Genomic DNA, 23,288 nt, shown 5'->3' with positions numbered 1-23,288 from the left:
CCTCATGATGACCATTAGACGTAAGGAATGCGGTATCAGCCTGATCGAGGTGCTGGTCACCCTGGTCATTCTGGCGGTGGGCATGCTCGGCATCATGGGCATGCAGGCGCGCTTGCAGCAGTCGGAGGCCGAGGTTTATCAGCGTACCCAGGCACTGATTCTGTTGCAGGACATGGCCAGTCGGCTGGCGGCAAATCGCAATCAGGCGGCCAGTTATGTCACCGGCCCGACCAGCCCTTTAGGGGCTGGCATGACCTGTCCGACCGCGGTGACGACGCAGCTCGAACGCGACCGTGCAGAGTGGTGCAACGCGCTGCAGGGCGCGGCGGAAACGGACACGACGGGCAATGTCGGCGCCATGCTGGGCGGCCGCGGCTGCGTCGAATCGCTGGGCTCGGGACAATACCTGATTACTGTGGCATGGCAGGGGCTTGGCGCATTGACGGCACCCCCGAGTGGCGCTGCCTGTGCGGCCAACAGCTACAACCTGGCGGGCAGCGAATGTACTGGTGATCTGTGCCGCCGCGTAGTTACCACTGTCGTGCGGGTGGCAACCCTATGAGCAGCCTGATGCTGGCGGCCAGGCCGCAATCCAGAGGCTTCGGTCTGATCGAACTGTTGGTGGCGATGGCCATCGGCTTGTTGCTGATGGGCGCGACCCTGAAGCTGTACCTCGACCTCAGTCGCAGTCATCAGGACATGGCCCGGGTCAATCAGCAGATAGAGGCCGGTGGCATGGCCATCCAGGTACTGCGTGAGGACTTGCTGCACGCCGGCTTCTGGAACGGTTTTGTGCCCGAGTTCGATGACTTCACCTTCTCCGCTGCACCGACCGATTACCCGACGGTTGAGCCAGATCCTTGCCTGGCATTTACCAGTTGGACAGCCACCGAAAAGGTTAACCGGCTGGGCATGGCCGTACAGCTCTTCGACGATGTGCCGACGGGGTGCACGACCCAGTTACCCGACCGCGTGGCCGATAGCGATGTACTGGTTGTGCGCTATGCACAGACCTGCGTACCGGGTGCGGCCAACTGTGCGGCACTCAATGGGGCAGATGCTTACTTCCAGGCTTCGCAATGCAACAGTGATGCAGCCCGCTATTCCATCGAACTGGGGGCAGGCGGCACGCTGACTGAGCGGGACTGCAGCACCCTGGTTGAACGTCGGCAGTGGGTGAACAACATCTATTACCTGCGCACTTACTCGACCACGCCGGGAGATGGCATCCCCACGTTGATGCGTTCCAGCTTCTCGGCTGGGGTTCAGCAACCGGCGGTGGCCCTGATCGAAGGGGTCGAAGCCATGCGCTTCGAGCTGGGCGTTGATCAGGTCAGCGATGCGGGCCTGGCGGTGGTGCTCACCGATCCCGTGGCCTGGGCCAATACGGAAATACGTACCTCGCCGACCAATCGCGGCGACGGGGCAGCCGATGCCCTGTGCCGTTCAGCCACACCCTGCACCCAGGCGGACCAGATCAATACGGTCATGGTCAAGGCCTACCTGCTGGTCAGGACCCTGAATGAAACCCAGGGCTACACCTCCGACAAGACTTACTTCGTTGGTGATCCAGGCGACAGTGATGCCGAGTTCGGCCCCTTCAGCGATGGCTTCAAGCGCCATGTCTACACGACCAGTGTGCGCCTCACCAATGTCTCCGGCCGGAGGGAAACGCCATGAAAACCTTGCAGCGTGCGCAACAGGGCGTGGTTCTGGTTGTCGGCCTGGTGATGTTGCTGCTGGTAACCCTGCTGGTGGCCAGTGCCTTTACCTTGAGTTCAGGCAGCTTGGATGCGGTCAGCAACCAACAGTGGCGTAGCGAGGCGGTTGCCGCAGCGGACACGGCTCTGGAACAGGTGATTGGCTCGGCGTTTACCACATCCCCGCAAGCCCAGACCGTGGCCGTCGATATCAACCGGGACAACGTCAGCGAGTACCAGGTTGCGGTCTCTGAGCCGGTTTGCGCGCGCGCCACCATGGCGACCAGCGCCGCTCCCAGCAGCGTGACCCTGATCGGGATTTCCAGCAACACCTGGAATACCGTTTTCGCCATGCAGGCGAATGTGGATGACCCAGTTACCGGGGCTGCGGTGCAAGTGCGCTCGGGTGTACGGGTGCTGCTCAGTGATTCACAAAAGCAAATCCTGTGTCCTGATTAATGCGTTTTGGTACGAGGTATTGGCCATGAAGTCCATATTCGGTTGGGTGCTACTCCTCGCAAGTCTCGGGGCGGGTACCTCGGCGCTGGCCGAAGATATCGATCTGTTCGTTGCGAATCCGCCGTCAGGTGCCGATGCGCCCAATGTGCTGATCATTCTGGACAACACGGCGAATTGGAACACGCCCTTTACCAACGAGATGGCGGCATTGACGTCGGTGGTCAATGCCCTGCCTGCCGACAAGTTCCGTATCGGCCTGATGCTGTTTACCGAGACTGGCGCCGGTAACTCGGGCAATGACGGTGCCTATGTGCGTGCGGCAATCCGTACCTTTTCGGCGGCCAACAAGTTGAAGTTCCAGGATCTGGTCGGCAGCCTCAACAAGAATGGTGACAAGTCCAACGGCGGCAAGATCAGCAAGGCGATGGAGGAGGCATATCTGTATTTCTCCGCCGGCACCCCGCATGCCGGTAACAACAAGGTCAAGACCGACTACACCGGTAACGTCAGCGGCACCGCACAATCCAATGCCATCTATGCGCTGGCGGGCAATGCCCTGGCAAGCAAGACCTCCACCACGTACAACAACCCGATCGTGACCGGCTGCGCCAAGAACTTCATCATCTATATCAGCAACGGTGCGGCGCAGGACAACACCTCGGACATCAATCAGGCTACCGCTGCGCTGGCTGCTGCGGGTGGGGCGACCACCGCCATCGCCATTTCACCCAGTGGTTCACAGGACAACGTGGCTGACGAGTGGTCGCGCTTCATGAAGAAGAGCAGCCTGGGCATTACCAGCTACACCGTCGACATCGACAAGATCACCACTGGCCAGGGTCCCGGTTGGACCGCGTTGTTGCAGAGCGTGGCGCGGGTCAGCAGCGGCAAATATTTTAGCGTCAGCAGCAGTGGTACGCAGATCGCCGATGCCTTGACTTCCATCTTCTCCGAGATCCAGTCGGTCAACAGCGTGTTTGCCTCGGTCAGCTTGCCGGTCAGCGTCAATACCCAGGGTACTTACCTCAACCAGGTGTATGTAGGCATGTTCCGCCCGGACGCCGATGGTATGCCGCGCTGGCTGGGCAACCTCAAGCAGTACAAGCTGGGCTTGGTCAATACCGATCTGAGGCTGCTGGATGCCAACAGCAACAGTGCGATCAACTCCGGTACCGGTTTTATCCTGGAGTGCGCCCGTAGTTTCTGGACACCCAATACGACCGATAATTACTGGGGCTTCTCACCGCGCGGCGAGTGCCTGGGGGGCGCGGGCCTGCCTGACGCGGCTACCCTGGCTAGCTCCAACTATCCGGACGGCAATATCGTCGAGAAGGGCGCCCAGGCCTATAGCCTGCGACAGGGCTCGGCGCGCACGGTCAATACCTGCTCGCCGACCTTCGCCTCCTGTACTTCATTGACTACCTTCAATGATGCCAACAGTGCCATTACCCAGGCTCTTCTGGGTGCTTCGAGTACCACGGAAAGAACCAGCCTGATTAACTGGGCGCTGGGTCAGGACTTGCAAAACGAGAATGGCAATCTGGATGGTGGCGGAAGTCCGATCACCACCGATATCCGCGCCTCTGCACACGGCGATGTGGTGCATTCACGGCCGGTGGCGATCAACTACGGCACCGATGCCAGCCCCGATGTAGTGGTGTTCTACGGTGGCAACGATGGCCTGCTACGTGCGGTGAATGGCGATCGGGATAGCAGTTTTAGCGGCTATGCCGCGGGCCGCGAGATCTGGTCATTTATGGCGCCGGAGTTCTACAGCAGCATCAAGCGCCTGTACGACAACACGGTCAGCGTCAGCTTCGCGGGTACCACTATCACCAGCCCGGCGCCATTACCCAAGCCCTATGGCTTCGATGGCCCGGTAACGGCGATCAGGGAAAGCAGCAGTGCCTGGCTGTACGCCACCATGCGCCGTGGCGGGCGTGTGCTGTATGCCTTCGATGTGACCAACCCGGTCGCGCCGAGCCTGAAGTGGAAGAAAGGCTGCCCGAGTAATTTCCCGACTAGCGGAACTGTCGATGATACCGGCTGTACCACCGGTTTCAGTGGCATCGGCCAGACCTGGTCTTCGCCGAAAGCACTCAAGTCTGCTGGTTATGGTGCGGGTGCCAGCAACATGCTGATCATGGGCGGTGGCTACGACACTTGTGAGGATGGCGATCCCAATACCTGCACATCATCCAACAAGGGCAACAAGATCTATGTGCTGGATGCCGATAGCGGTGCCCTGCTGCAGACCTTCACCACCGACCGTGGGGTGATTGCCGATGTCACCGTGGTGCCGGACAGCTCCGGCAAGGCGATCTACGCCTACGCCGTAGACCTGGGCGGTAACCTGTATCGCATCACCATTGGCAACCTGGCGCCAGCATCCTGGTCGATGACCAAGCTGGCCTCGCTGGGCTGCAATGACACGGCCAGCTGCACGAATAATCGCAAGTTCATGTTCGCTCCGGATGTGGTATCCGATGCTGGTGGTTATCTGGTGCTGATGGGCAGTGGCGATCGTGAAAAACCGCTGCTCAGCTATACCGGTGCCGCCAGCGTGAGCAATTACTTCTTCATGGTTAAGGATCAGCCTGCCGATGCGACCTGGCTGACCTCGGAAAGTGGCACCTGTGGCAGTGCAGTGATCTGCCGGGACTCGCTTCTGCCAATCCTGACGGACGCTACGCCCTCTGCTACGGATCTGGCTGCTAAAAAGGGCTGGTATCTGGGCATGACCTCTACCGAGCAGGTGGTGACCTCGGCCATTACCGTGTTCGGGTTGGTGACCTTCAGTACCCACCAGCCGGCCGTGGCGACGCCAGGAACCTGTTCGAGTCTGGGTGAGTCGCGGGTCTACAACATCGGCTACGAGGATGCAGAGGGGCCAGATGGCATTCGCTTCGCGGATCTCGCGGGTGATGGTCTGCCGCCTTCGCCAGTGGCCGGTATGGTGACCCTGGACGATGGCACGACCGTGCCCTTCGTGATTGGCGCCAATCCGGATTCTCCGCTGGAAGGTAGTCCACCGGTTACACCGCCGTCGCTGACTCAGCCGACGTCGCGGGTGTACTGGAACATCGAGCACTAGGAGCATGCAGATGAGTATCTGGTCCGCTCTGAAGCGCAGCAGTGGCTTTACCTTGGTGGAGCTACTGATTGCGATGGCAATCCTGGGCATATTGGCAACCATTGCCTTGCCGGCGTTCGACAGCTTTATCCTGGGTAGCCGCTTGCGCACCTACTCCAATGATTTTGCTGCTGCGGCTCGTTTGGCGCGTAGCGAGGCGCTCAAGCGCAATGGTCAGGTGCGCTTGTGCATGTCTGCGGATGGTGTGAGCTGCACGACATCCGGTAGCTGGGAGCAGGGGTGGTTGGTGGTTAGTCTAGGGCCGGATGCAGCCCTGGGTGGCGGTGACGACGTGGTCGTGCATGCCTGGCCGGCAGTCAACACGGGCTATCTTGTGAATTCTGCTGCAACCAGCCTGACTTTTGCAGCCAATGGCCTGGGGCCTGGAATCTCGGCAACGGTATGCCGGGCAAGCCCGTCAGTGGGCACGCAGGAACGCGTGGTGACGGTCTCCACCATGGGGCGGACCAGTGTGAATACAACCAACACCGGTACCTGCTCTTAGGCCGGAAGCTGACTAATTGCGTTGCCACTGCTCTCGGTGGCAACGCGATTTTCCTTTACTTGACCCGCTGCCCCGGCTTGGCGCCGCTGTCCGGGCTGAGCAGGTAGATTTCTTCGCCACCCGGTCCGGCGGCCAGGACCATGCCTTCGCTGATGCCGAACTTCATCTTGCGTGCGGCCAGGTTGGCCACGTATAGGGTCAGGCGGCCTTCCAGCTTGCTTGGGTCCGGGTAGGCGCTCTTGATGCCGCTGAACACGTTGCGCTTCTCATCGCCGATATCCAGGGTCAGGCGCAGCAGCTTGTCGGCGCCTTCGACGAACTCGCACTTCTCGATCAGGGCGATGCGCAGGTCGACGGCGGCGAAGGCGTCGAAGGCGATCTCGGCAGCCAGCGGGTCTTTCGCCAGTTCACCGTTGCCGGAGGGTGCGGCCGGGGCTTCGGTAGAGGCGAGGTCTTCCTTGGAGGCGGCGGTCATGGCTTCGATCTTCGCTGGTTCGATGCGGGTCAGCAGCGGGTTGAATGGGTTCAGCTGGTGGTTGGCCAGCGGTGTGCCCAGATCGCTCCAGCTCAGCGGGGCGACGTTGAGGAAGGCCTCGGCGTCGGCGGCCAGCTTCGGCAATACCGGCTTGAGCAGGATCACCAACTGGCGGAACAGGTTGACGCCCAGGGCGCAGATTTCCTGCACCTCGGCCTGCTTGCCTTCGACCTTGTTCAGCGCCCACGGCGCCTTGTCGGCGATCCAGGCGTTGGCGCGGTCGGCCAGGGCCATGATCTCGCGCATGGCGCGGGAGAAATCGCGGGCTTCATAGGCGTCGGCGATGCTCGGCGCGGCAGCCTGGAAGGCGGCCCACAGTTCCGGCTCGGGGTTGGCATCGACCAGCACGCCGGCGTTGCCCTTGTGGATGAAGCCGGCGCAGCGGCTGGCGATGTTGACCACCTTGCCGACCAGGTCCGAGTTGACCTTCTGCACGAAGTCTTCCAGGTTCAGGTCAAGGTCGTCGACGCCGCGGCCCAGCTTGCTGGCGTAGTAGTAGCGCAGGTATTCCGGATTCAGGTGATCCAGGTAGGTACGCGCCTTGATAAAGGTGCCGCGCGACTTGGACATCTTCTGCCCGTTCACCGTCAGGTAACCGTGCACGTTGACTGCGGTCGGCTTGCGGTAGCCGGCGCCTTCGAGCATGGCCGGCCAGAACAGGGCGTGGAAGTTGACGATGTCCTTGCCGATGAAGTGATACAGCTCGGCCGTCGAGTCCTTGTTCCAGAACGCGTCGAAGTCCAGCTCCGGGCGTTTGCTGCAGAGGTTCTTGAAGCTGGCCATGTAGCCGATCGGCGCATCCAGCCAGACGTAGAAGTATTTACCCGGCTCGTCGGGGATCTCGAAGCCGAAGTAGGGCGCGTCACGGCTGATGTCCCACTCCTGCAGGCCGCCATCCAGCCATTCGGCGATCTTGTTGGCGACGGCGTCCTGCAGGGTGCCGCTGCGGGTCCAGGTCTTCAGCATGGCCTCGAAGTCGGGCAGCTTGAAGAAGAAGTGTTTGGAGTCGCGCAGCACCGGCACGGCGCCAGAGATGGCCGAACGCGGGTTCTTCAGCTCGGTCGGCTCGTAGGTGGCGCCACATTTCTCGCAGTTGTCGCCGTACTGGTCCTCGGCCGCGCATTTCGGGCAGGTGCCCTTGATGAAACGGTCGGCGAGGAACATGCCCTTCTCGGGGTCGAAGTACTGGGTCACCGAACGGGTGGCGATATGCCCGGCGTCACGCAGCTTGAGGTAGATGCTGGTGGCCAGCTCGCGGTTTTCTTCGGCGTGGGTCGAGTGGAAGTTGTCGAAGTCGACCAGGAAGTCGGCGAAGTCGGCGCTGTGCTCGGCCTGTACGTTGGCGATCAGCTGTTCCGGAGTGATGCCTTCCTTCTCGGCGCGCAGCATGATCGCCGAGCCGTGGGCGTCGTCGGCGCAGACGTAGATGCATTGGTTGCCACGCAGTTTCTGGAAGCGCACCCACATGTCGGTCTGGATGTATTCGAGCATGTGGCCAAGGTGAATCGAGCCGTTGGCGTAGGGCAGGGCGCTGGTAACGAGAATCTTGCGGGCTTCGGACATGATGATCGGCTGCACTGGTGTTACGAGGGAAGCCGGCAACTATATAGGCGCGGCGGTTTTTTTTCACCCGTGGCGGCCTTCAGCGGTAGGGACGAGCGCAGGCAGTGCAGAAGCATCGCCAGCAAGCTGGCTCCTACAACAGCCTTGCTGGGGTAAGATGCCGGCCTGTTTTGCTCAGCCTTTCGGAGTTGCCCCATGAGCGCCGTTACCCGCCAAGTGGTCGAAGCGACCCTGCGCCAGTTCACCGACCCCAACCTCAATCAAGATCCGGTCAGCGCCGGCTGCCTGCGCGATGTCGCTATCGACGGCGGCAAGGTCCAGGTACGCCTGCAGCTGGGTTACGCCGCCGGGCTGTTCAAGAGCGGCTGGGCGCAGATGCTGCAGATGGCTCTGGAAGGGGTCGAAGGCATCGATAGCGCCAAGGTCGAGGTCGACTGCGTGATCGAGGCGCACAAGGCGCAGGCCCAGGTGCCGGCGCTGGCCAATGTGAAGAACATCATCGCCGTGGCTTCCGGCAAGGGCGGGGTGGGCAAGTCGACCACCGCGGCCAACCTGGCCCTGGCCCTGGCCCGCGAAGGTGCGCGGGTTGGCATCCTCGACGCGGATATCTACGGCCCGAGTCAGGGCATCATGTTCGGCATCGCCGAAGGCACTCGGCCGAAGGTGCGCGACGAGAAGTTCTTCGTGCCGCTGGAAGCCCACGGTGTGCAGGTCATGTCGATGGCCTTCCTCACCGATGAGAACACTCCGGTGGTATGGCGCGGGCCGATGGTCTCCGGCGCGCTGCTGCAGCTGATCACCCAGACCGCCTGGGACAATCTCGACTACCTGGTGGTGGATATGCCGCCGGGCACCGGCGACATCCAGCTGACCCTGGCGCAGAAGGTACCGGTGGCCGGCGCGGTGATCGTCACCACCCCGCAGGACTTGGCTCTGCTGGATGCCAAAAAGGGCGTGGAGATGTTCCGCAAGGTCAATATCCCGGTGCTCGGCGTGGTGGAGAACATGGCCGTGCATATCTGCTCCAACTGCGGCCATGCCGAGCATCTGTTCGGCGAAGGTGGTGGCGAGAAGCTGGCCAGCCAGTACGGCGTCGACCTGTTGGCCTCGCTGCCGCTGTCGATGGCTATTCGCCTGCAGTCGGACGGCGGCAAGCCGACCACCATCGCCGACCCGGAAAGCCAGATCGCCATGATCTACCAGGAAATGGCCCGCTGCGTCGGTGCGCGCATCGCCCAGAGTGGCTTGGGGGCCAGTGCGATGCCGAATATCGAGATCAGCGACGATTGATGCCGCTTTTGTAGGAGCCAGCTTGCTGGCGATCCCAGGGCTTACCGAGCACTGATCGCCAGCAAGCTGGCTCCTACAGACGAGGGGCCTTTGAAGCGCGCCTTGCCTCCCGGTAAGATGCGCGCTCAGTTTTTCACCACACCTTGAGTCAGGACGCCCGCCATGAGCATCAAATCGGACAAGTGGATTCGCCGCATGGCCCAGGAGCACGGGATGATCGAGCCCTTTGTCGAGCGCCAGGTGCGCACCGAAGGCGCCGAGCGCCTGATTTCCTACGGGGTCTCCAGCTACGGCTACGACGTACGCTGCGCCGACGAGTTCAAGGTCTTCACCAACATCCACTCGGCCACCGTCGATCCGAAGAACTTCGATGAGAAGAGCTTTGTCGATGTCAAAGGCCCGGTGTGCATCATCCCGCCGAATTCCTTCGCCCTGGCCCGTACCGTCGAGTACTTCCGCATCCCGCGTGATGTGCTGACCATCTGCCTGGGCAAGAGCACCTACGCGCGCTGCGGCATCATCGTCAACGTCACTCCGCTGGAGCCCGAGTGGGAAGGCCACGTGACCCTGGAGTTCTCCAACACCACCACCCTGCCGGCGAAGATCTACGCCAACGAGGGTGTGGCGCAGATGCTGTTCCTGCAGTCCGACGAAGAGTGCGAAGTGTCTTACGCCGACCGTGGCGGCAAGTACCAGGGCCAGACCGGCGTGACGCTGCCGAAAACCTGATTACGCTTGTGGCATAGAAAGGCCGGGTCTTTAGCCCGGCTTTTTTGTGTCTGCTTAAACACTACAGTCAAAGGAGATGGCGATGAACATGCTGAAACTGGTGGCAATCCTGCTGCTGTTGGCTGGTGCCGGGGTGGCTCGCGCCGAGTTGCAGGTGCATGTCGGCAAGGCCGTGTTCGGTCTGCCGCCCAGCGCACCCAAGGCCGCTTTCGTCGAGCGGCTGGGGCCGCCCACGGCCGAACTGCCGCTGCGCCAGGGCCGGCGCGGCCTGCTCTATGGCAATGCCCTGCTGCTGACGTTCGAGGGTGAGAGGCTGCGCGAGGTGCGCTGCTGGAAGCAGGAGCAGTTCACTTCAGACCTGTTCCTCGGCTGGTTGCAGCAAGTCGAGCCGAGGGCCGACATGCAAGGCTTCGTGGTCGATGACCGGCTGCGCCTGGGCATGCCGCGCGCGCAGGTGAGCGCTTTGCTCGCTGGGCTGGAGGGCGATGGCGACGAGCGTTCCGATGTGCGGATCAAGAACGGCCAACAGCTCTGGTTGGGCTACGGCCCGGCGCCGGACTACCACCTGGGCGACGATCCCGAGCAGCAGGTGCTGGTGTCCATCAGTCTGGGCTTCGCTGCCGACTGAGGCGCCCCGCCTCAAGAGTCACTGGCTCTCTCGGTGTAGTGCTTGATCACATCATGCAGGGCGGCGGTGAGCACGGCGGTGGACACGCCGAACATCAAGATGCCGTTGGCCGCCTCCAGGGCGCTCAGCAGTTGCCGGGGCTTGGACAGCACCAGATCGCCGTAACCAAGGGTGGAAAAGGTCACGCCGGAAAAATACAGGGCCTGGGTAAAGCTCTCGAACTCGCCGAGCATGACGAACAACTGGGCCCAGATGGCCATCTGCAGGAAGTTGCCGAACAGCATCAGCAGCATCACCAGGCCCAGGATCAGGATGGTGCTGCCTGGCGAGGGGGTGTGCAGGTTGCGGCGGAACTCGACATAGCGGCGCAAGCTGAGGGCGACCACCACGGCCTGCAACAGCAGGCACAGCAGGGTCACCGGCAGGCCGATCAACAGATTCATGAACATGGGATTTCCTCGTTTGGGCCTTTGCTGCGCAGGTCGATCAGGTAGACCGCCGCACAGGCGTACAGGGTGACCAGGATGAACAGGCCCATGCGGATGGCGAAGGCCGTGTGGACATCCTTGCCGGAGGCGCTGTCCTGTACCGACTGGCCGAGCAGGATGATCAGGGTGGCACAGGTGTTCAGCCAGAAGCTGGCGCCGAAGCGCGTAGTGCTCAGCCGATACAGGCGGCGAGCCATAAGCAGGACGAACAGCAGCATCAGCAGAAAGAACAGCCACAGGTGCGGCAGGATGCTCAGCAGCGTCCAGAAAACGATCGCCAGTGCACCACCGAGCAGGGTCGAGCCGAGCAGCTCGCGGCCGGCGTCGCGGGCATTGGTGCTGCAGACCTGCTGGCCGAGGTTGACCGACTTCATCACCAGCGGCATATAGCTGGCCGGATCGATCAGCGCCAGCAGCCAGGCCGGCATCACCACCAGCATGGCGCGCAGGGCGATCCAGGCGGAGCGTGCGTTGGCCATGGGCGCGGGCTTGGCGGCTGCGGCCTGGCCGGGTGGCTCGGGGAACAGCAGGTGGCTGAAGGCCACGCACAGGGTGGTCAGCAGCACCGCCTTGACCAGCGCCTCGACCACCGTCTGGCCCAGTGCCAGGGAGGCTGTGCCGGCGGCAGAGATCATGGTCAGACCGACCACCTGCAAGGTCGAGAGCAGGCTGTTGCCGCCGCGCAGGCTGAAGCGAAAGATCAGGAACAGGCCGAGTGCCACCAGCAGCACGCCGCTGACCGGCGAGTGGCGCAGTAGCGGGCTGAGCAGCAGACCGCTGCCGCAGGTCAGGGTGATCACCAGGGCCAGGCTCAGGCCGGCCTTGGCGCTCAGTGGCTGGTTGTTCGATACCAGCAGCACCAGGACCAGCATCGGCGTGAGGAAGGGCAGCGGCAGCGCCAGGCCGAAGCCCAGTGCTGTGCCCAAGGCCACGCCGCAGGCCAGGCGCAGGGCACGCTGGGGGCGGGGGTCGGCCACGGGCATGTCCATCAGTAGGCGAACGACAGCCAGCTCATCACGCGCAGAAAGGCGCGGCCGAGCAGGTTGAGCGGGTTGCCCTCGCTGGGGAAGGCCATCACCTCGGCCTGACCGCCGACACGCAGGCCGCGGTAGTCGCCCAGCTCGTTGGCCTCGAGCTCGACTATCACTGGGAAGCGCTGCGCCGCACGCAACCAGTCGCGGTTGTTCTCCACGGTCGGCAGGCTGCCGGGAGGCGGTGCCTGGCCGACGCTGATGCCGTAGCCGATGCTGCGTATGCGTCCGCGGTAGACATGCCCGGGGCGGGCATCGAGGACTATGGATACTGGTGTGCCCGGCTGCAGATGGCCGAGGTTGTTCTCGCTCATCTCGGCGCTGATCCACAGGTCGTTGAGGGCGATCAGGGTCATCTGCGGGCTGCCGGCCCCGGCGTACTGGCCCACTTCGATGCGCAGATCGGTAATCAGCCCGGTGGAGGCGGCTTTTACCTGAGTCTTGCTCAGGTCCAGTTCGGCCTGCTCCAGTGCCGCAGTGGCGCTGCGCAGACGGGCGTTGTCCTCGCCGCTGCCACCTTCGGTTTCGCGGGCCCGTTGCACCTCGGCCCGGGCCGCGGCCACCTGGCTGCTGGCCTTGGCCTGATTGGCCCGGGAGATTTCCAGGCGGCGCAGGGAGATGGTGCCGGGGTCATCGCGATACAGCCGTTCGAGGCGGGCGCGGTCCTGGCTGGCCTCGAGTTCGCCAGCCTCGGCGACGCGCAGCGAGGCCTGGGCGGAGTCGATGCCGGCGGTGCTGGCGCCGACCTGGCCACGCATGTTCTGCAGCTCGGCACGGGCCTTGGCCACGGCAATCTCGTAGGGCTCGGGGTTGATCTCGAACAGCACCTGGCCGGCTTTGACCATCTGGTTGTTTTCCACCAGCACCCGGCTCACGCGGCCGGCCACCTCCGCTGCCACGGGCACCACATAGGCCTGCACCCGCGCCTGTTGGGTGTAGGGGGTGAAGCGGTCGGCCAGCAGGTACCAGATCAGGGTCAGGCCGATTACCGCCAGGGTGATCTGCACGCCGCGGCGGCTGGGATCCTGGCTCTTGGCCGGGGCCGGTGGAGCGTTCTTGGGTTTGTCGGTCATGGCGTATCTGCCTGGGCGGCGGGTTCCGGGGTGTTCGCGGGCTGGTCGGGCATGCTGTGTTGGCCTGGGCGGGCGGGTGGCTCGTCGAGCAGGTCGCCCCAGTCGGTGCGTTGGCTCATCTGTTCGTAGGTGGCTTGGTCGAGTAGCGGCTGGTTGGTGTACCAGCCGCCACCGAGGGCGCGATAGAGATTGATCAGGTTGCTCAGCGCGGCACTGCGTGCCAGCAGGTAGCCGTCCTGCTGGGCGAACAGGGCGCGCTGGGCGTCCAGTACGCGCTGGAAGTCGGAATAGCCTTCGCGGTACTGGGCGTTGGCCAGGGTCAGCGAGCGTTTGGCCGAGAATGAGGCTTCGCGCAGGATGCGTTCGCGCTCCAGGGCCTTGCTCAGGCCGGTGGCGGCATCGTCGGCCTCGCGCGCGGCCTGGCGCACGCGGTCTTGATAGGCCTCGATCAGTTGCTGCAGGCGGGCGTCCTGCACGCGCACGTTGTTGCGCAGGCGGCCGTGGTCGAACAGGTTCCAGGTCAGGCTGGGGCCACCGCCGAGACTGACCGTCTGCGGGCTGCCATCCAGGCTGCTGGCGGACCAGCCGATGCTACCGAGCAGGCTGATCGAGGGGTAGAGATCGGCTTCGGCCACGCCGATCAGTGCCGACTGAGCGGCCACCAGCAATTCGGCAGCGCGTACGTCCGGGCGGCGCAGCAGCAGGTTGGCTGGCACGTCAGCGAGCAGGGCCTGATCGACCAGCGGCACCAGGGCGGTCTCGGCGTTCAACTCGGGCAGGCTGCCCGGCGGCTGGCCAACCAGCACGGCCAGGGCATTGCGGGTCTGGGCGACCTGGGTCTCCAGATCGGGGATGCTGCTCAGGGTAGCCAGGTACTGGGTCTTGGCCTGTTGCAGGTCGAGTTCATCGCTGTTGCCGCTGTTGAACAGGCGCTCGGTGATGTCCAGGCTGCGCTTTTGCAGCTTGGCATTATCGCGGGCGATGCCCAGACGGGCTTCGGCGGTGCGCAAGGCGTAGTAAGTCTGTGCCACCTGGGCGCGCAGCAGCACCAGGACATCCTCGTAGTTGGCCTGGGCGGCGAAGTAGTTGGCGTCGGCTGACTCGATGGCGCGGCTGTAGCGGCCCCAGAAGTCCAGCTCCCAGCCTGCAGCGAAACCGGTGCTGTATTGCCAGGCGTTGCTGTCCAGCTCCGGGGCGCCGTCGTACTGGTTGCGGTCGAGGTAGAGGCTGTCGGCGCTGCCCTGCTGCACCTGCGGGTAGCGCCCGCTGCTGGCGATACCGAGTTGGGCGCGGGCCTCGAGGATGCGCAGGGCGGCGATGCGCAGGCTGGGGTTGTTCACATCGGCTGCGCTGATCAGGCGGTCGAGCAGCGGATCCTCGAGCTGCGCCCACCATTGGCGGTGATCCGGTTGCGGTTGCTGCACGCTGGCCGCTGCCAGGGCAGTGCTGTCCCAGTGGTCGATCCAGTCCTGTTGGGGCGACTGGAAGTCCGGGCCCAGGCGCACGCAGCCACCCAGGGTGGCTGCGGCCAGCAAGGCCCAGGCGCGCCCTGGATTATTCGCCATCCTGCGAGCCGGCCAGGCTGCTGGAGGACGGGGTCTCGACCCACTGCCAGAACAGCTTGTAGCCCACGGCCAGCAAGACCGGGCCAATGAACAGGCCGATGATGCCACCGCTGACCATGCCGCCCAAGGCACCGATCAGCACCACCGGCATCGGTACATCCACGCCACGCCCCAGCAGCATCGGTTTGAGTACGTTGTCGGCGAGGCCGGCGACGAAGGTGTAGATGGCGAAGATGATCGTGAGCAGGCTGACGCCTTCGCTGAAGAACACGAAGGCGATCACCGGCACGGTGATCAGGGTGGCCGGCAACTGCATGATCCCCAGCAGCAAGACGGCCAGGGCCAGCAGGCCGGCGCCGGGCACGCCCATGAGGACGAAGGCGACGGCGATCAGCATCATCTGGATGAAGGCAATACCGATCACCCCCTGGGCCACTGCGCGGATGGTGGCGGTGCACAGCTCGACCAGCATGTCGCTGCGGCTCGGGTCGACGATGCGCGAGGCGATGCGCTGGGCACTGTGGTGGCCGCTCTCGCCGAAGGCCATGATGATGCCGGCGATGATCAGCGAGCCGATGAAGGCCAGCAGGCCGAGGCCGGCCCCGGCCAGCTTGCCCAGCAGCCCCAGCGCGGTGTCTTTGACGTGCGGGGCAATCTGCTGCAGCACGCTGCTGATGTCGGCGGCCGCCTGGGCCCAGACGGCATGTAGGGGCTTGCCGATCAGTGGCCACTGGGCCACGGAGTCGGGTGGTGCCGGCAGGTGCAGGTTGCCTTCCTTGACCACGCCGATGGCGCTCTGCACGGACTCGGTCAGCGAGGCGCCGAGCAGGTAGGCGGGTACCAGCAGGATGGCGACGGCAATCAGCACCAGCAGGGTTGCGGCGCGGCCCTCACCGCCGCCGAGCCGGCGTTTGAGCATGCCATGCAGTGGGTAGAGGGTGACGGCGAGGATCAGTGCCCAGACCATCAGGCTGAGGAAGGGACTGAAGACTTGGTAGCAGGCGACCACCAGGGCGGCGATCAGACCCGCGCGGATCAGGGTGTCGAGCAGGGTGCGGGTGAGCAGTTGATCTGGCGTGGCATTGGTCGACATGAGGCTTTCCTTCCTTAAGTAGCCGGGCCTGCGCGGCCGTGACACTGGAAGCGTAGCCTGCCGCGGGCATTTCAGCCCGCGACTTATGCAATCAAGGTACCAGGGGCAGCTCGCGCTTGTGCCGGGTGTTGTCGTAGGTGCGCACGATGGTGGCGTAGGCGTGCTCGCTGACCGCCTGGCCATGCAGGAAAGCGTCGATTTCGGCATAGCTGACGCCATGGGCTTCCTCGTCCGGCTTGCCTGGGCGCAGTTCTTCCAGGTCGGCCGTCGGCACCTTGAACACCAGGTTTTCCGGGGCGCCGAGGTGCTTGGCGATGGCCCGCACCTGGCCCTTGACCAGGCCGGACAGCGGCGCGAGGTCGCAGGCGCCGTCGCCGAACTTGGTGAAGAAGCCCATTACCTTCCTCCCCCCAGAATAGTGCCCAATCCAGCTCATTGCCTGAGTGAGTGGCTGATTTTGCTCTTGTGCAGAATTTGCTCCTGCCCAATACGAAACATTGGGAGTGCCCCACCTTCCAGAGCACCACCCTATTTCGGGAGAGGGAGCTGAGATTGGATAGGGCATAATGTCCTAGTTCGCACGATGCCCGCGATCCTCCGGGCAGTCCTGACTTAGGTTCGATGCGCCGCAATGGCTAGCAGTAATCCGCACCCCCCCTTGCTTAGCATGGAGCTTCAGATGGTGCTTCCTTGACCGCAGATGTCAGGACAGCGTCGCATTTTGATGATCTCGATATAGGCATTTCTGGAGAAACCATGGAGCAACGTTTGAGAGTGGCAATGGCACAGCTGAACATCCGCGTCGGGGATGTATACGGCAACGTTGAGAAGGTCATCGAAGCAGCCCATAAGGCTCGCGACGACCTAAAAGCCCAAGTCATCGTTTTTCCAGAGCTGACCCTTTGCGGTTACCCACCAGAGGATCTGCTCCTTCGCTCCAGCATGCAAAGCCGGATTGAAAAAGCGCTGCAGCATGTCAAAGACGCTGTTCAAGGCATTGTCACTGTAATCGGCTTCCCTTGGGTCGAACATGGCGCGCGTTACAACAGCTGTGCAGTGATCTTGGACGGCAAGGAACTCGCCTGCTACAACAAACAGCGCCTGCCCAACTATCGTGTTTTCGATGAGAAACGGTACTTTGAACCGGGCAGCGGCCCCTGCGTAGTTAACATCTTCGGCGTGCCGGTCGGCATCACCATCTGTGAGGACATCTGGTTCTCCGAGCCTCTCAAGCAGGCTTGTGATGCCGGTGCGCAGGTCATGCTTACCCTCAACGCCTCGCCTTTCCATCGTGGTAAGCAGGCTGAGCGTGAAGAACTGTTGGCGAAGCGCGCCAGCGAATGCTCCATCCCCATCGTCTACGTCAACCAGGTTGGTGGCCAAGACGAGCTGGTGTTTGATGGCAATAGCTTTGTGGTGGATGGCGGCGGAAAGGTCACTCAGCGTGCCCCTGCTTTTGAAGAGGGACTCTTTATCTCGGACTTTGAGATCAAGGAAGGCGCATTGGTGCCGGTGCCAGCTCAGACCACTGAGCTCCTCAGCCTTGAAGCCAGCGTATACCAGGCGCTGGTAGCTGGGGTTAAGGACTATGTGCACCGCAATGGCTTCAAAGGCGTTGTGCTGGGCCTTTCGGGTGGTATCGATTCGGCGCTGGTGCTTGCTGTGGCTGTGGATGCCTTGGGCGCAGACAACGTTGAAGCCGTGATGATGCCGTACCACTACACTGCCCAGATGAGCCAGGACGATGCGAAAGCAGAAGCCGACATTCTGGGCGTGAAGTACAGCGTACTGCCCATCGCGTCCATGGTAGAGGCGTTCCTGACCACGCTTGCGCCAATGTTCGAAGGTTTTGGTAAGGACACTACCGAGGAGAACCTTCAGGCCCGGTGTCGCGGCACTATGCTGATGGCGATCTCCAACAAGAAGCGGTATCTCGTCCTGACCACCGGCAACAAGAGCGAAATGGCTGTCGGATATGCGACCTTGTACGGCGATATGGCGGGTGGCTACGACGTCCTGAAGGATGTGCCCAAGACCTTGGTATTCCGACTCTGCGAATACCGCAACACCCTGGGCCATGTCATTCCACAACGCGTCATAGATCGTCCACCGTCTGCTGAACTCGCTCCTGATCAAAAGGACGAGGATTCCCTGCCTCCATACCCAGTCCTTGATGAAATCCTTCGCCTGTACATCGAGCAGGACTTGTCTGCTGATGCCATCACGGAGAAAGGCTTCGACAAGGAGGTTGTGAGGAAGGTGATTCGCTTAGTCGACCTGAATGAATACAAACGGCGCCAGGCTGCGGTGGGCCCACGGGTGACCGAGCGTGGCTTTGGCCGTGACCGTCGCTACCCAATCACTTCTGGCTGGAGCATTGGGGACTAATAGCTTAGCCAGTTGCTTGAATATGCTAGGGGCGCTGTTGCGCCCCTTTTCTTTGGTGCGCTAGGCGTGCACTGCGCTGTCAGAAGCAGCGGAATCCATCGCTAAACACGCCGTGCTCATCTGTGTGCTTGTTGTACCCCACGAGCGTTTCTCGGTTCTCAGCCAACCAAATCTCGCCCCGTCTAACCTGGATGGCCTGAACCAACGCCTGCTCCAGAGTGAGGGAAAGGTTGATGCCTGCTTCGCTGGTTCTACCAAGTAGGTCTCCGCTCACTATGAGGTGCACGTTCTGGTTGGGCGCACCCGTTTTGTAGGTCATCGGGGATCTATCCTCGGTTGACGATCACTGTGATGATACCCGGGAACATCTCCCGAGGGGCTGCGATGACTGGCGAGAAGAGAGACGTCGAAGAGTATGTACGAGCGCTCGCGGCAGAGCACGGCGTGACGCCTCAAGGGGATGTGTATGGCCGCTTGGCGCAGGTGCTTACGAATCTTTCGGGCGACGATGTCGAGTTTGATGAGGTTGAACGGCTGTTGGTTGCGCTGAAGAGGAAGGGTGTAATCCAGGGAGCAAAGATGTTGTTGCTTCAGGCCGAGTATCTGAGAGGCAAGCGGACTAGCACAGGGGGATAGGAATGGCCGTTTACTGTGATCTCGAGATGCAGACGGAAACCGCTTTGGAACTGCTCAAGTTCCTCGAGCTCCACCGAGCGACTACACCTTCGCTAGCACCGCTGTTCGACGACATCGAACGTCAGGTCACCGACTCGCTTGAGTACGAATCCCGCTTTGCCCCTGGGACACTGCGTAAGTCTGAGCATCATTGACTCTAAGAAGCCACGTCATTGCGTCGGTTACCAACCTGTAGAAGAGGCTGCGCTGACGAACAGAGAAACCGCCTGATGGCGGTTTTTTTGTGCCTCGGTTTAATGGTTTTTTTGAGGTGTTTCGAAGTTCGTTAGTCGCGATGACAATATTTCAATAATTATTTATATGGAAATTGACGGGGCATTCCTGGGTGACCGGGTATTGTGTTGTCGGGTGTCTTGAAAGTTGTATGACTAATAATGGTCACCTTTGCGTTATGTGTTCTCTGTTGTTACGGTTACTGCGCAGGATGGGGATTTTCTACAGTGGACGAGGTGTATATGAGCAAACTTCCTGATGTCACTCTTGACCGGATATTCGCAGCAATGGAGCGAGACACCTCCCCGGCCATGGATACCAAAACACGCGTTGCGCTTGAGCGCCTGATACAAGTGGCTCAAAGCGACACAGGTCAAAGCCGACACATCGCTAAGCTACTCCTTGCTTGGTGGGATGCCGGCGGGAGCGGTGGGTTCGACCTCACGTCGTTCTGGAATATTGATGATGAACTGGTCATAGACAGCCTCGAGGTGATCAAGTGGGTCAGCGGCCACCGCTATTACCCCGATACGTTGGGTTATGCCAAACACTTCGAGACGATCTGGAAAGCATGGGGCTCAGAGGAATCAATTCATTAGGTGGCCCTGTGCAGCTTTACCCGCCAACAGCGATAGCCGCCGTTGGCGGATGACCGATCCCCCGCAGAAGACCGCAGGCTCGAACCGCCCTGAGCGCTTTGAGCGGGATCCACGCATCTGCCGAAAGTGCAAATAGTCGGCTGATCTCAGCGCAGTAGTAGGTGCGCTCACCCCGAAAATAGCGTTTATATTGTTAATTTTTGTATCCCTAAAGAGCTCAGTGAAATTGGGGGTTCCAAGGGAGCTTAGTTGATACAGTAATATTGTATCCAATAACTTTCCCTCTCTCGAAGGCTTGTCGGTCTGGGGTGGGGCTTGACGAAAGTTTTTTCAAGCAACAGATTCAGCGCCAGTCCCCACCAACTAACCTGGCGATGTAAATGAACACCCAAGATTTTTTCTCTACCGCTGCCCAAGCCAAAGACCTGATAGCAGGTGTTTCCACTGTAATCTTCTTCCTTTTTGCATTTCTTTATGTAAGGGGAAGGGCCGGTTCTGCCGTGTTTTTATTAGACAGGCTCTGGAGGGTTCTTGGCGGAAAGAAAGACTTTCATGATCCCTCACTGCAAGATGAGCACCACAGGCTGAGTGATTTTGAAAAGTATAACTATAGCCGTGGAATTCGCTTCCAAAGCTACAAAAAGATTGAAGAGGCTCGCCTCTGGCTCCAGGAGCGCGACATTGGAATGGAAGAGCTCGTTCGAGTTAAGAGCTATTTCAATAGCAACGACGTTTCAATCAGAGCCCCTAGGATCATTTCGCACAAGCTTTTAAACAGAGCGATGTTAGTCATGTTCCTATTCGGCGCTGCAGTAACGGCAATAGCTCAAGCGCCTGCGGCCCTTCTCACGATTAAAAAGACAGGTACCGTGATATGGGCATCGACTTCGGAGGTTAGATCCTGGGATGGTCTCAGCTGGAGGGTAACTGCGGATGATTGCGTAAGTGGAAATGTTCATTTGGATGAGCATGACAAGAAGGTCGTATGCGACATCCTCACTGAGGATGGTGTCGAGAGCGTCTTGAAAGAAGCCATGCTCTCACAAAGAATTCTAGCCATTTTCATTTGGGCTATGATTGGGCTACTCGCTTATGTAGCGGCGCGAGAGTATTCAATTGCAAGACAAGCTCTGGAGCTACATAAAAGAGCGCTCGAGAATAGTCCGTCACAGTTGAATCTTTCAGTTTAACGATTGCTTTGAGAGGCCCGAAATTCGGCGGGCCTCTTGGGGAACCTGAAGAGCGCCAATCGTTTGGTCGTGTCTATGCTTGGGGGGATGTTCTAGGGAAGCGCATGGAATATCCTTGCGCCACGAATCAACTGGCTACACCCCCAAAAATATGAGGATATTATGAAGCTCGTAACTGCCGGTTCAGCATTCAAGGCACATCTTAAGCGCCTCATATCGGACTACCCGAATATTGCCTTTGGGGTGGCGTGGGCGTCAGCAGGAACAGAACCATTTGATCTTCTCAACAAGCATAAATCCAAGGTTAAGATTGGGGTCATCGGAATCCATTTCTATCAGACACATCCCGATGTACTGGATGTCTATATTGGTTCTCAAGCCGTCAAGTTCGTTCTCCAGCCTAAAGGGGTCTTTCATCCAAAGATTTATCTCTTTTGGGATGAGAGCCGCTGGGAAGCCATCATTGGAAGTGCCAATCTAACCCATGGTGCTATGACCGCAAATACCGAGCTTGGCACTCTTCTCTCTCATGAAGATGGCGATCACCTCCAAGACATTCGGGCTCTCTTAGAATGTTATTCGAGCCAAGCGAAATCTATTACCCAAGATGATGCTAATAACTACCGTAGTCTCTGGGTGGCCAAAAAACCTGATCGAGAACGATTGTTGGATCAGTACGGTGACAAGCCCGCTAAGAAATCAGCAGTTGAGAGTGTTGTCATGGGGATGGACTGGCCCACCTTCCTAAAGCGTATTAAGCAGGACAAGACCCACGGCTTTAACGAGCGTCTCAAGTTGCTTTATCGAATGCAGCGGGAGTTTGCTACCACGCCACACTTCAAGGATATGGATGAGCAAGTCAGAAGAGGTATAGCGGGTATACATAATACGGCTATAGAAAACTCTGCTTGGTTCGGCTCCATGATCGGAGCTGGAAAATTCAAAAATGTGATTATCAGTAATCACCCGGCTATCTCTAGTGCTTTAGACGAAATTCCTCTCACCGGCACCGTAACTAAGTCTCAGTACGATGCGTACATTTCTGAATTCATTACTGCCTTTCCTGATGGAAGAGATGGCATAGGAACTGCGACACGACTTCTCTCGATGAAGAGGCCAGATCAGTTCCTTTGTGTTGATAGCGCTAATCTCAACAAGCTGTCTAAGGATGTTGGATTTATCAAAAGCAACCTAGGCTATGAGCGGTACTGGAACGAGGTTGCCTTGAGAATCATGGATGCCCCTTGGTGGAAGTCTGCCCCCCCCCCCAAGAGTCCTGAAGACCTAAAGGCTTGGAAGGGAAGAGCAGCCATGCTGGATGCCATCTTCTATGAAGAAAAATGAAACCAGTGCGATGTGTCTAGGAAGTCAGGGGCGATTCAGTGCGACCTATTCCGAGGTGGCGATCTGATACTTCATCATCCAATTTCGTCCGGGGCATAGCAACCCATGGCGGGTTCTACCCCGTTAACACGGACACTTTCGAGTAAGCTCACATCGAGCCGAAGGAGTGTTCTTGTCCAAGGGGCTCTACCCCATTATCGATCCAGATCGCTATGGCGATTTGCCAGTGGACTAGGTGAGGCGGAGGTTAAGGATGAAGGACTCATTTTCAAGGCGTCACGGTTTCTCGCAGGTCGATGAAGCCGAAATCACTGTCCGGGAAGACGCACCGCAAGTGCTGCAGGAGTATCTGATTCAATTGAGCTACGAATGTGGTCTCAAGCCATCAGACCTGCGCCAAATCATCTGCCAGACCTTGAAGGTCTTGCCCGACAAGCAGAACTGGGGTGAGAGGCCCAATATCCATGAGGAAAACGTTCAGCGGCTTGAGCAGTGCAAGTGGTTCAAGGTGTATGACGTCATTGAGCGGCTCGATGATTTCCTCGGCAACCGTAACTATGACTCTGCCGTGTACGAGCACTTCACTGCAGAGCTGAACGAGTTCTTCATTGAGCACGGCATAGGGTGGAAGCTGCTAGATGGTCGCATCGAAATCCGTGGCTCTGAATCCTTTGAACAGGTTTTGACCTCGGCGAAAGAAACTGAGCATCAACATGGGCACTTCACGGCCAGCAAGGAATTGCACCAGGCGATTGCTGATCTTTCACGTCGACCGTCTCCAGACCCAACGGGGGCGATACAGCATGCCATGGCTTCGCTGGAGTGCGTCGCTCGACAGGTCACTGGCGACCAACAAGCGACCCTCGGGAAGATCATGAATGATTCCCGAACTCTGATTCCAGCGCCATTGGATCAGGCTGTCATCAAAACCTGGGCGTATGCCTCGGAGTTCGGGCGGCACATCCAGGAAGGGCGTGAGCCGTCTTTCGAAGACGCAGAGCTCGTAGTTGGCCTGTGCGCCTCGGTAAGCAACTATTTGATCAAGAAATCGAAGTGACTTAAGAGG

At 60.2% G+C, this 23,288-nt stretch carries 21 protein-coding genes and 1 pseudogene; 14 read left to right on the top strand and 8 right to left on the bottom strand.

The window, feature by feature from the left end:
• Nucleotides 1–4 precede the first annotated feature (4 nt).
• The 5 genes from LRS11_RS18355 to LRS11_RS18330 are packed head-to-tail and all read left to right on the top strand — an operon-like array spanning nt 5 to nt 5,797.
• The gene (locus LRS11_RS18355) at nt 5–562 is read left to right on the top strand and encodes a prepilin-type N-terminal cleavage/methylation domain-containing protein (protein ID WP_260494299.1); all 558 of its coding nucleotides are present in this window, start codon (nt 5–7) and stop codon (nt 560–562) included.
• A complete protein-coding gene (locus LRS11_RS18350) occupies nt 559–1,680 on the top strand; it encodes a PilW family protein (RefSeq protein WP_260494298.1) in 1,122 nt (373 codons plus the stop codon). The genes LRS11_RS18355 and LRS11_RS18350 overlap by 4 nt, the downstream gene beginning before the upstream one ends.
• Complete coding sequence (locus LRS11_RS18345; protein ID WP_260494297.1) at nt 1,677–2,159, top strand: PilX N-terminal domain-containing pilus assembly protein; 483 nt, start codon at nt 1,677–1,679, stop codon at nt 2,157–2,159. The genes LRS11_RS18350 and LRS11_RS18345 overlap by 4 nt, the downstream gene beginning before the upstream one ends.
• Nucleotides 2,160–2,184: 25 nt before the next feature.
• A complete protein-coding gene (locus LRS11_RS18340) occupies nt 2,185–5,253 on the top strand; it encodes a pilus assembly protein (protein WP_260494296.1) in 3,069 nt (1,022 codons plus the stop codon).
• 10 nt (nt 5,254–5,263) lie between these two features.
• Nucleotides 5,264–5,797, top strand: coding sequence for a GspH/FimT family pseudopilin (locus LRS11_RS18330; protein WP_312026980.1), 534 nt, complete (start codon nt 5,264–5,266; stop codon nt 5,795–5,797).
• Between the two features lie 55 nt (nt 5,798–5,852).
• On the opposite strand, the gene metG is transcribed toward LRS11_RS18330, so the two are convergent.
• Nucleotides 5,853–7,895 (bottom strand): methionine--tRNA ligase, encoded by a 2,043-nt coding sequence (gene metG, locus LRS11_RS18325; protein WP_260494295.1) that lies wholly within the window; start codon nt 7,893–7,895, stop codon nt 5,853–5,855.
• 195 nt (nt 7,896–8,090) lie between these two features.
• Here metG and apbC point away from each other — a divergent pair, with 195 nt between their 5' ends.
• The 3 genes from apbC to LRS11_RS18310 all read left to right on the top strand — a co-directional run bounded on the left by apbC (nt 8,091) and on the right by LRS11_RS18310 (nt 10,542).
• Nucleotides 8,091–9,185: an iron-sulfur cluster carrier protein ApbC gene (gene apbC / locus LRS11_RS18320; protein WP_260494294.1), complete on the top strand. Its 1,095-nt coding sequence runs from the start codon at nt 8,091–8,093 to the stop codon at nt 9,183–9,185.
• 162 nt (nt 9,186–9,347) lie between these two features.
• Entirely contained in the window at nt 9,348–9,914 is a 567-nt protein-coding gene (gene dcd, locus LRS11_RS18315) for a dCTP deaminase (RefSeq protein ID WP_260494293.1), read from the top strand.
• A gap of 82 nt (nt 9,915–9,996) precedes the next feature.
• Entirely contained in the window at nt 9,997–10,542 is a 546-nt protein-coding gene (locus LRS11_RS18310) for a hypothetical protein (RefSeq protein ID WP_260494292.1), read from the top strand.
• An 11-nt stretch (nt 10,543–10,553) separates the two neighbouring features.
• Here LRS11_RS18310 and LRS11_RS18305 read toward each other — a convergent pair whose 3' ends face one another.
• From LRS11_RS18305 to nadE, 6 genes and pseudogenes are all read right to left on the bottom strand, one after another.
• On the bottom strand, nt 10,554–10,991 hold the full coding sequence (locus LRS11_RS18305; protein WP_260494291.1) for a potassium channel family protein: 438 nt from the start codon (nt 10,989–10,991) through the stop codon (nt 10,554–10,556).
• Nucleotides 10,982–12,007: a DUF2955 domain-containing protein gene (locus tag LRS11_RS18300; RefSeq protein WP_409519744.1), complete on the bottom strand. Its 1,026-nt coding sequence runs from the start codon at nt 12,005–12,007 to the stop codon at nt 10,982–10,984. The genes LRS11_RS18305 and LRS11_RS18300 overlap by 10 nt, the downstream gene beginning before the upstream one ends.
• 11 nt (nt 12,008–12,018) lie before the next feature.
• Complete coding sequence (locus LRS11_RS18295; protein WP_260494290.1) at nt 12,019–13,134, bottom strand: HlyD family secretion protein; 1,116 nt, start codon at nt 13,132–13,134, stop codon at nt 12,019–12,021.
• Nucleotides 13,131–14,699 carry a TolC family protein gene (locus LRS11_RS18290; protein WP_260494289.1) on the bottom strand — a complete coding sequence of 523 codons (1,569 nt, stop codon included), beginning with the start codon at nt 14,697–14,699 and terminating at the stop codon, nt 13,131–13,133. The genes LRS11_RS18295 and LRS11_RS18290 overlap by 4 nt, the downstream gene beginning before the upstream one ends.
• Nucleotides 14,689–15,792: an AI-2E family transporter gene (locus LRS11_RS18285; protein WP_260494288.1), complete on the bottom strand. Its 1,104-nt coding sequence runs from the start codon at nt 15,790–15,792 to the stop codon at nt 14,689–14,691. Before LRS11_RS18285 ends, LRS11_RS18290 begins: the two co-directional genes overlap by 11 nt.
• Nucleotides 15,793–15,883: 91 nt before the next feature.
• Nucleotides 15,884–16,195 (bottom strand): annotated as a pseudogene (gene nadE, locus LRS11_RS18280) (NAD(+) synthase); the annotation flags it as partial.
• A 353-nt stretch (nt 16,196–16,548) separates the two neighbouring features.
• On the opposite strand from nadE, the gene LRS11_RS18275 reads away from it, so the two are divergent.
• The gene (locus tag LRS11_RS18275; RefSeq protein ID WP_260496949.1) at nt 16,549–18,180 is read left to right on the top strand and encodes an NAD+ synthase; all 1,632 of its coding nucleotides are present in this window, start codon (nt 16,549–16,551) and stop codon (nt 18,178–18,180) included.
• A 79-nt stretch (nt 18,181–18,259) separates the two neighbouring features.
• On the opposite strand, the gene LRS11_RS18270 is transcribed toward LRS11_RS18275, so the two are convergent.
• The gene (locus LRS11_RS18270; protein ID WP_260494287.1) at nt 18,260–18,499 is read right to left on the bottom strand and encodes a type II toxin-antitoxin system CcdA family antitoxin; all 240 of its coding nucleotides are present in this window, start codon (nt 18,497–18,499) and stop codon (nt 18,260–18,262) included.
• A gap of 65 nt (nt 18,500–18,564) precedes the next feature.
• On the opposite strand from LRS11_RS18270, the gene LRS11_RS18265 reads away from it, so the two are divergent.
• From LRS11_RS18265 to LRS11_RS18245, 5 genes are all read left to right on the top strand, one after another.
• Nucleotides 18,565–18,816 carry a hypothetical protein gene (locus tag LRS11_RS18265; RefSeq protein WP_260494286.1) on the top strand — a complete coding sequence of 84 codons (252 nt, stop codon included), beginning with the start codon at nt 18,565–18,567 and terminating at the stop codon, nt 18,814–18,816.
• A 515-nt stretch (nt 18,817–19,331) separates the two neighbouring features.
• Nucleotides 19,332–19,688, top strand: a complete 357-nt coding sequence (locus LRS11_RS18260) for a hypothetical protein (protein ID WP_260494285.1) — start codon at nt 19,332–19,334, stop codon at nt 19,686–19,688.
• A gap of 380 nt (nt 19,689–20,068) precedes the next feature.
• On the top strand, nt 20,069–20,878 hold the full coding sequence (locus LRS11_RS18255; RefSeq protein WP_260494284.1) for a DUF6216 family protein: 810 nt from the start codon (nt 20,069–20,071) through the stop codon (nt 20,876–20,878).
• 162 nt (nt 20,879–21,040) lie between these two features.
• Nucleotides 21,041–22,222, top strand: a complete 1,182-nt coding sequence (locus tag LRS11_RS18250; RefSeq protein WP_260494283.1) for a phospholipase D family protein — start codon at nt 21,041–21,043, stop codon at nt 22,220–22,222.
• Nucleotides 22,223–22,475: 253 nt separating this feature from the next.
• The gene (locus LRS11_RS18245) at nt 22,476–23,279 is read left to right on the top strand and encodes an AbiJ-NTD4 domain-containing protein (protein ID WP_260494282.1); all 804 of its coding nucleotides are present in this window, start codon (nt 22,476–22,478) and stop codon (nt 23,277–23,279) included.
• The last annotated feature ends 9 nt before the right edge of the window (nt 23,280–23,288 follow it).

Origin of the sequence: Pseudomonas sp. J452, from assembly GCF_024666525.1 — a bacterium.
GTDB lineage: Bacteria > Pseudomonadota > Gammaproteobacteria > Pseudomonadales > Pseudomonadaceae > Aquipseudomonas.
Note: the sequence above shows the minus strand (reverse complement) of the source record. Positions and strands in the feature narration are given on the sequence as shown.